The sequence below is a fragment of the Pseudomonas sp. K5002 genome, from assembly GCF_013386655.1.
Lineage (GTDB): Bacteria > Pseudomonadota > Gammaproteobacteria > Pseudomonadales > Pseudomonadaceae > Aquipseudomonas.
In genome coordinates, this window is sequence record NZ_JACARK010000109.1 from 1 (window position 1) to 5,962 (window position 5,962).

A 5,962-nucleotide genomic window follows, 5' to 3' on the forward strand; every position below is an offset into this window, starting at 1 on the left:
GGTGATGACGCGGCCGGAGCTGATCAGCGGCGATTGCGCGCCGAACAGCAGCTTTTGCACGGCCTGGTCGTAGGCGACAATACCGTCGATCGGCAAGTAGCCACGGGCGGCGTGTTGCGCCACGCGAATGGCTTCCGCTTCGGCAACGGCACGCAAGAGTGGAATCTTCCCCTCCTCGTTGCAGTAAACGCCCACGCCAAGGTTCACCTTGGTGGTTCGGGTATCGGCGTTGAATGCTTCGTTGAGGCCCAGGATTGGATCGCGTGGTGCCATTTCGACAGCGGAGAACAGGCTCATTTTTGCGGCAGCTCTATAGAGAGTGGAGGGACGTGTCGCGCTCCAGCCGAATGCACTAGAGCGGTGCACAAACGGGGAGCTAGTATAGAGGCCATCACTGCTCACGGCGACAGCCGAAACGGCTTTTCGGCCAAGTTTTTCGGTTTATTTACCGACCGTTAGTCTTATTGCAACATGGGTGACCAACGGCATGTAGGACGATTGCCTTGAAACCCGTCACATTCGCCTCCACTTCTACAGCTATCATGGTTTTTTCCTGCAACCTGCGCCGAACAGTCGCGGGTCGCGGTCTTTTTCGTCCCCGTTGCTTTTTCCGGCCCCGGGGTGACTCAAGAGGTACGTTATGTCGGATTTCCAGCTAGTCACCCGCTTCGAGCCTGCCGGCGATCAACCGGAAGCCATCCGCCTGATGGTCGAAGGCATTGAGGCCGGCCTCGCGCACCAGACCTTGCTCGGGGTGACCGGCTCCGGCAAGACTTTCAGCATCGCCAACGTGATCGCCCAGGTGAACCGCCCGACCCTGGTGCTGGCGCCGAACAAGACCCTGGCCGCGCAGTTGTATGGCGAGTTCAAGGCGTTCTTCCCGAACAACGCGGTGGAGTACTTCGTTTCCTACTACGACTACTACCAGCCGGAAGCCTACGTGCCGTCGTCCGACACCTTTATCGAGAAAGACGCCTCGATCAACGACCACATCGAGCAGATGCGGCTCTCGGCGACCAAGGCGCTGCTGGAACGCAAGGACGCGATCATCGTCACCACGGTGTCGTGCATCTACGGCCTGGGCAGCCCGGAAACCTATTTGAAGATGGTGCTGCACGTCGACCGCGGCGACAAACTCGACCAGCGCGAACTGTTGCGGCGCCTGACGAGCCTGCAATACACCCGCAACGACATAGACTTCGCCCGAGCGAGCTTCCGCGTGCGCGGCGATGTGATCGACATCTACCCGGCGGAATCCGACCTGGAAGCGATCCGCATCGAGCTGTTCGACGATGAAGTCGAGAGCCTGTCGGCCTTCGACCCGTTGACCGGCGAAGTGATCCGCAAGCTGCCGCGCTTCACCTTCTACCCTAAAAGCCACTACGTGACCCCGCGCGAAACGCTGATGGGCGCCATCGAGGGCATCAAGGCTGAGCTGGTGGAGCGCCTGGAATACCTGCGTTCCAACAACAAGCTGGTGGAAGCCCAGCGCCTGGAACAGCGCACCCGCTTCGACCTGGAGATGATCCTCGAGCTGGGCTACTGCAACGGCATCGAAAACTACTCGCGCTACCTCTCGGGCCGCGAGTCCGGGCAGGCGCCACCTACCTTGTTCGATTACCTGCCGGACGATGCCTTGCTGGTGATCGACGAGTCCCACGTCAGCGTGCCGCAGGTGGGCGCGATGTACAAAGGTGACCGTTCCCGTAAAGAGACCCTGGTGGAATACGGCTTCCGCCTGCCATCGGCGCTGGATAACCGGCCGATGCGTTTTGACGAGTTCGAAGGCATCAGCCCGCAGACGATTTTTGTCTCGGCCACGCCGGGTAACTACGAGGCCGAACATGCCGGGCGGGTAGTTGAGCAACTGGTGCGCCCGACCGGCCTGGTGGACCCGCAAATCGAAATCCGCCCGGCGCTGACCCAGGTGGATGACTTGCTCTCGGAGATCACCAAGCGCGTGGCCCTGGAGGAGCGGGTGCTGGTCACCACGCTGACCAAGCGCATGTCCGAAGACTTGACCGATTACCTGGCCGACCACGGCGTGCGCGTGCGCTATTTGCACTCGGACATCGACACCGTGGAGCGCGTGGAAATCATCCGCGACCTGCGCCTGGGGGCGTTCGATGTACTGGTGGGGATCAACCTGCTGCGTGAAGGCCTGGATATGCCGGAAGTGTCCCTGGTGGCGATTCTGGATGCGGACAAGGAAGGCTTCCTGCGGTCTGAGCGTTCGTTGATCCAGACCATTGGCCGGGCGGCGCGCAACCTGAATGGCCGGGCGATTCTGTATGCGGACCGGATTACCGGTTCCATGGAACGGGCGATTGGCGAGACCGAGCGTCGTCGCGACAAACAGATTGCCTACAACCTGGAGCATGGCATCACGCCGAAGGGTGTGTTCAAGGACGTGGCCGACATCATGGAAGGCGCAACGGTGCCGGGTTCGCGCAGCAAGAAGCGCAAGGGTATGGCCAAGGCTGCGGAGGAGAATGCCAAGTACGAAGCGGAATTGCGTTCGCCGAGCGAGATCACCAAGCGTATTCGCCAGCTGGAAGAGAAGATGTACCAGTTGGCGCGGGATCTGGAGTTTGAAGCAGCGGCGCAGATGCGCGATGAGATTGGCAAGTTGCGGGAGCGGTTGCTGGCTGTGTGATGATCGTTGTGGCGAGGGAGCTTGCTCCCGCTGGGCTGCGAAGCGGCCCCAAAATTCTGGGAGTGCTCCGCACTCCAGCGGGAGCAAGCTCCCTCGCCACTACAAGCTCCCTCGCCACAGGTTATTTCAGTGGGCTTCCCCAGCCTTGAGCCCCGCCGGCAACGCCTTGGTCAACAAGATCGCCACCATGCTGATCCCCAACGCCAACCCTACAAAATGGAACGCATCGTTATAGGCCATGATCTGCGCCTGCTGATGCGCTATCTCACTCAACTTGCCCAACGCCGCCGTCTCACTGCCAAACGTCTCCGTCAGCCTGGCCATGCGCTCTGCCACCTGCGGATTGGTCGGCACAATCGCCTCACGCAGGTAATCAAAGTAGGTCTTGGTGCGCGCATCCAGCAGCGTCGCCAGCAACGCAATCCCGATCGCCCCGCCCAGGTTTCGCAAAATATTGAACAGGCTCGACGCCGACCCCGCGTCCTTCTGCATGATGTATGCCGTGGCAATCAACGAAATTGTCACCATGATCAACGGCTGCCCCAACGCACGGATGATCTGGATGCGGTTGAACTGGTCGCCGGCAAAGTCCGGGTTCAGCACCCCCGATGAAAAACTCGCCAACCCGAACAGCCCGAACCCCAGGGTGCACAGCCATTTGGGCGACACGTACTTCATCAGCTTGGGCACCAGCGGAATCAAAAACAGCTGCGGAACCCCCATCCACATGATCACTTCGCCGATTTGCAGGGCGTTGTAGTTCTGGATCTGCGCCAGGTACAGCGGCAGCAGATAAATCGAGCCATACAACCCCACGCCCATCCCCAGGCTCGAAATACTCGATAGCCCGAAATTGCGATTGCCGAGGATGCGCAGGTTGATCAGCGGGTTGGGCTTGGACATCTGCACGATCACAAAGGTGATCAAGCTCAACAGGGCGACGGTGCCCAGGCTGACAATCAGGCTGGATTCCAGCCAATCCTTGCGATGGCCTTCTTCCAGAAACACCTGCAAACACCCAAGGCCCACGGCCATGGTGACAATGCCAAGATAGTCGGTGCTTTTGAGCAGGTCCCAGTTGGAGTCCTTTTTCTCCAGGCCGTACAGCAGCCCGGCGATCATGATCAGGCCCGGTGGGATGTTGATGTAGAAGATGTATTCCCAACCCCAGTTTTCCGTGAGCCAGCCGCCAATGGTCGGGCCGATGGACGGGGCGAAGGTGGCGGTCATGGCGAACATGGCCATGCCTTTGGCGCGGTGATGTTCGGGCAGCTTGATCAGCGTGAGGGTGAACGCCAGGGGGATCAGCGCGCCGCCGGTAAAGCCCTGCAGCGCGCGGAATACGATCATGCTTTCCAGGCTCCAGGCCATGGAGCACATCAGCGAGGCGATCAGGAACCCGCCCGAGACCCACACCGCCAGCCGACGCGCCGACAGCAGCTGCACCAGCCAGGCGGTGAGGGGGATCATGATGATTTCGGCCACAAGGTAGGAGGTGGAAATCCACGAACCTTCTTCCAGGGTGGCCGACAGCGCGCCCTGGATGTCCTTGAGGGACGAGTTGGTGATCTGGATGTCGAGCACTGCCATGAAGGCGCCGAGCATCACGCTCATGACCGCGATCCAGTCGCGCCGGCTCGGTTCGCCTACCGGCGGCAGCAGTTGATCACCGGCCATCGTGCGGGTCTTGGATGTTCACTTTGACCGTCACCGACATGCCCGGGCGGATTTTGCCCTGCAGCGGGTTGTCGGTGGCGAAGGTCAGTTTGACCGGAATCCGTTGTACGACTTTGGTGAAGTTGCCCGTGGCATTGTCCGGCGGCAGCAGGCTGAATTGCGCGCCGGAAGCGCCGAACAGGTTGGCCACGCGGCCTTCGATTGGAGTATCGCTGTAGGCGTCGAATGTCAGCTCGGCTTTTTGCCCAGGCTGCATATGGCCGATCTGGGTTTCCTTGAAGTTGGCCTGCACCCAGATGTCCTGGTCCGGGACGATCGACAGCAGGTAGGCGCCGGCCTGTACGTATTGACCGTTGCGTGCGGCACGCTGGCCGATCAGGCCGCTGATGGGCGCGTGGATTTCGCTGCGGGTCAGGTTCAGTTCGGCCTGGGCCAGGTCAGTCCTGGCGTTGGCGATCATCGCGTCGAGGCGCTTGATCTCGGCGTTCAGGGCGTTGACCTGCTGGCGCTGGCCCTGCAGGTCGGCCTGGGCCATGGTCACCTGGGAGCGGGCGATGTGGTTGTCGGCGTCGAGGGTGGTGACCCGTTCTTCGGAGACATAGCCGGGTTTGCGCAGGGTTTGTGCGCGGTTCAGGTCGATCTGCGAGCGGCCGAGGGTGGCCTGGCTGGACGAGACCTTGGCTGCACCGGCGGCGATCAGGCTGGCTTGCTGGGTCAGTTTGCTCTGGGCCTGCACACGCTCGGCTTCGCGCATGGCCAGGGCGGCGTTGGCGCGGTCGACGGCGAGGTGGAAGTCGTCGCCTTCGAGCTTGACCAGCAGTTGGCCTTTTTCCACGTGCTCGTTGTCGCCCACCAGCACCTCGACGATGCGCGCACCCAGTTGGCTGGAGACCCGGGTGATCTCGCCCTGGACGTAGGCGTTGTCGGTGCTTTCATAAAAACGGCCCTTGAAGAACCACTGGGCGAAAAAGCCCGCGGCGATCAGGACCACGATAAACAGGAAGATAAACAGGCGGCGTTTGAGCGGGGCAGGCATGGCGATGATGTCGTCGACAAAAGGTAATGGAATATAGCCAGCGAACGGTCTGGCAAATAGCCATGTCGAGACTTGAGACCGGAGCTTGTCTCATATGCCCTTTGTTCGCCTCCCCACGCTGGAGCCCAAGGGCTTGGGGCTGTTACCATTCGCCCCTTGTTTCATTTTCAGTTTTATCGCCAATTCGAGACCCGCCATGACCACCGTCCGCACGCGCATCGCGCCATCGCCTACTGGGGATCCCCACGTAGGTACTGCTTACATCGCCTTGTTCAACTACTGCTTTGCCAAGCAGCATGGCGGTGAATTCATCCTGCGGATCGAAGACACCGATCAACTGCGCTCCACGCGCGAGTCGGAACAGCAGATTTTCGATGCCCTGCGCTGGTTGGGCATTACCTGGGCTGAAGGCCCGGACGTCGGCGGCCCCCACGGCCCGTATCGCCAGAGCGAGCGCAGCGACATCTACAAGCAGTACACCCAGCAACTGGTCGACATGGGCCATGCCTTCCCGTGCTTCTGCACCGCCGAAGAGCTGGACCAGATGCGCGCCGAGCAGCAGGCCCGTGGCGAAACCCCGCGCTATGACGGCC

Annotated in this window: 5 protein-coding genes; 2 read left to right on the forward strand and 3 right to left on the reverse strand. The window is 61.0% G+C overall.

Annotation, left to right across the window (positions count from 1 at the left end; genetic code table 11):
- Window positions 1-297 (reverse strand): aminotransferase class I/II-fold pyridoxal phosphate-dependent enzyme (locus HX846_RS06815; RefSeq protein WP_178965172.1); only part of this gene is annotated, 297 nt, incomplete at its 3' end.
- A 343-nt stretch (window positions 298-640) separates the two neighbouring features.
- Here HX846_RS06815 and uvrB point away from each other — a divergent pair.
- A complete protein-coding gene (uvrB, locus tag HX846_RS06820) occupies window positions 641-2,656 on the forward strand; it encodes an excinuclease ABC subunit UvrB (RefSeq protein ID WP_003214470.1) in 2,016 nt (671 codons plus the stop codon).
- Window positions 2,657-2,782: 126 nt separating this feature from the next.
- Here uvrB and HX846_RS06825 read toward each other — a convergent pair whose 3' ends face one another.
- A complete protein-coding gene (locus HX846_RS06825; RefSeq protein WP_008438772.1) occupies window positions 2,783-4,333 on the reverse strand; it encodes an MDR family MFS transporter in 1,551 nt (516 codons plus the stop codon).
- A complete protein-coding gene (locus HX846_RS06830; protein ID WP_102368518.1) occupies window positions 4,323-5,369 on the reverse strand; it encodes an HlyD family secretion protein in 1,047 nt (348 codons plus the stop codon). The genes HX846_RS06825 and HX846_RS06830 overlap by 11 nt, the downstream gene beginning before the upstream one ends.
- Before the next feature lie 196 nt (window positions 5,370-5,565).
- Here HX846_RS06830 and HX846_RS06835 point away from each other — a divergent pair.
- Window positions 5,566-5,962 (forward strand): glutamate--tRNA ligase (locus tag HX846_RS06835; RefSeq protein WP_256739786.1); only part of this gene is annotated, 397 nt, incomplete at its 3' end.